This window comes from Maledivibacter halophilus, from assembly GCF_900167445.1.
Taxonomy (GTDB): Bacteria; Bacillota; Clostridia; order Peptostreptococcales; family Caminicellaceae; genus Maledivibacter; species Maledivibacter halophilus.
Map to the genome: position 1 here is coordinate 1 of NZ_FUZT01000035.1, position 2,092 is coordinate 2,092.

2 protein-coding genes are annotated in these 2,092 nt (G+C 38.1%); both read right to left on the reverse strand.

The annotated features are described in order from the left end of the window. Positions 1–100: 100 nt before the first annotated feature. On the reverse strand, positions 101–1,366 hold the full coding sequence (ltrA, locus tag B5X81_RS26925; protein WP_079496100.1) for a group II intron reverse transcriptase/maturase: 1,266 nt from the start codon (positions 1,364–1,366) through the stop codon (positions 101–103). Positions 1,367–1,553: 187 nt separating this feature from the next. Then, entirely contained in the window at positions 1,554–1,682 is a 129-nt protein-coding gene (locus B5X81_RS28560; protein WP_280175305.1) for a hypothetical protein, read from the reverse strand. Positions 1,683–2,092 lie beyond the last annotated feature (410 nt).

The window sequence follows — 2,092 nt, forward strand, 5'->3', positions numbered from 1 at the left end:
TATCGAGTAGCTAGAAAATAGGATAATTAATCCTATTTTCTTTGCTCTCACAGAACCGGACTTACGTTTGCCGTATCCGGCTCCTGAAATTTCTCGTAAACTAATAATAGTTCGACAACAATCCAACTTCGTATTTTGTTAAATCAATGAGTCCAAGTTCTTCAAACAGTTTGTTGGGAAGTAGCATGTGTATGATGTGAACATTTGAATTTTTCCACTTTGTAACTGCCATCTTCTCCCCACTGCCTTTGATTCCTTGTTTTCTCATTTCTTTATGCATTGCCTTATATGTTTTCCATTGCTTCATCTTTATCATTCTAAGGCGCCTTCTTATCCACTTCATTAATTCCCTCATCAGCGATTTAATGTTAGCTACTCTATAATAGTTTATCCACCCTCTTAGTACAGGATTTAAGTCTTTGATAATATCTTCTATTTTCCTTCCTGTACCCCTCACAGTCTTTCTTCTGATTTTATCTTTGAATCTCTTGATTCTTTTAGGATTAACTACTGTCCATTTTTCGTAGATAATAAACCCAAGAAATTCCACTCCTTCATGTACACTTGTGAGTTTTGTCTTTCCTTTGTTAACTGTAAGCTTTAGTTCTTCCTCAAGTACTTTAGTAGCATATACCTTATAGTCACCCACTGTTTTCTTGTCTTTTGCAAAGACAAGAATATCATCGGCATACCTGACTATTCTTATATCTTTTGCTTTCATCCTTTGGTCGAACTGGTTGAGGTAAATATTACTGAGTAGAGGTGAGATGACACCACCCTGCGGGCTGCCAATTTCCGTTTTACTAAAGTTGTCACTATGCATTACACCTGCTTTTAGGAATTTCTTAATCAAGTCTAGTACACTTCCATCACTTATCTTCTCACCTACTGCTTTTATCATGATTTCATGGTCAAGGGTATCAAAGCACTTACTTAAATCCATATCTACTACATTAATTAACCCATATTTATTCATAAATCGCTCCGCTTTGGCTACCGCCTGATGCTGTGAACGCTTTGGGCGATATCCATAACTTGATGGGTGAAATGCCTCATCAAAGATAGGCTCTATCACGTTAACTATAGCTTGTTGCACCACTCTATCTTTTACTGTGGGAATTCCTAATAGTCTGACGCCTCCATCAGGCTTTTCAATTTCTACTCTTCTTACTGGACTTGGCTTATACTTGTTGGTTTTCAGTCCCCCATGAAGAAACTCAATATTTTTCTCCAGCTTTAACGCAAAGTCTGAAACAGTTTCTCCATCTATTCCAGGAGCTCCATTGTTTCTCTTTACACGTTTAAATGCTAGCTTTAAATTTTCTTTCCGATATATTTTATCGATAAGGCTGTACCATTTCTTCATGTTTTCCCTCCATTGTCGCTGTATCTCCAGTTTCTATTGCTTAAAGTTATATGTTCTTCATTAAGGATGCTTGACGTCTCTAGCTCTATGGCAATCTTATCTTCGCTTATCCTTAATTACTTCATATTTGTGTCGTCATTATCCCTCGCAAATTTTCTTGTGCCAAGGATACGTACCTTCCAGCATTTCAGCTTTCTTTTAACACTTTTACTTTCGCTTTAAATTCTTTCTGATACACTTTGAAATCTCTTTCACCCTTCGCATCTACCATAGGCTTTTGTCCTATAGCAGTCATATCAACGGTGTGATATGTCACCTATATTTTCTCCTCCAGACTATTGCTAGCTTTCATTGGTATAGGTTTATTCACTACTACGGCTTCATCTGCATACTGCATTCTAATTTTGCCTCTTGCTTTCGCTTGTAAGCAAAATCTACAGCTTCGAATACAGCACTTCCGAGGTTAAGTTACTCCGCCTGTTGTTAAAACAACCATCAAAACATATGCAGTTTAGCTAATTTTAGGACGTTCCCACTTTTTGGAAGGTTATCCACTACACATGCCAACACTGGTTCACTAACATTTTGTTCCAACAACCACCATCAGCTTCCTTCAGACCCTTTCGTCGCCGAAAGCGCCCTTGCCTACAGCTTGTCTTCCCATTAGCTAGGTGACAGGTTTTCTTTCAAACCATCGGCTCGGCAACATGCCTCGCAAACAAAAAA

Excerpts from the sequence above, each read along its gene's own strand:
- ltrA (WP_079496100.1), bottom strand. The coding sequence starts at position 1,366 with ATGAAGAAATGGTACAGCCTTATCGATAAAATATATCGGAAAGAAAAT.